This window comes from Mameliella sp. CS4 (genome assembly GCF_019392335.1).
GTDB lineage: Bacteria > Pseudomonadota > Alphaproteobacteria > Rhodobacterales > Rhodobacteraceae > Antarctobacter.
Genome location: NZ_JAHXRQ010000140.1, coordinates 1 through 277, shown reverse-complemented (window position 1 = coordinate 277; position 277 = coordinate 1). Strand labels below are relative to the sequence as shown.

The 277-nt window shown below is 61.4% G+C and carries 1 protein-coding gene; it reads left to right on the top strand.

What is annotated here, in order from left to right; genetic code table 11:
* Nucleotides 1–277: glycosyltransferase (locus KZZ07_RS26870; protein ID WP_219520017.1), on the top strand; the 277-nt coding region annotated here is incomplete at both ends.

The following is a 277-nucleotide window of genomic DNA, read 5'->3' as shown; positions in this document are numbered from 1 at the left end:
TGTCCCTGCTCAAGGCGCCGTTCGTGTTGCTCAAGGCTGTCTGGCAGGCGCGCAAAATTATTCGTGAATTGAAACCGGTCTGTGTGCTGGGTTTTGGCGGTTATGTGACTGGCCCTGGCGGTGTCGCCGCCAAGCTCGCCGGTGTGCCGGTGATTGTGCACGAACAAAACGCCGTCGCTGGGACCGCGAACCGTTTGCTGGTGCCGTTGGCCGCGCGAGTGTGTGAGGCCTTCCCGAAAACCTTTGCGGCCTCGGACAAGCTTCGCACCACCGGCAA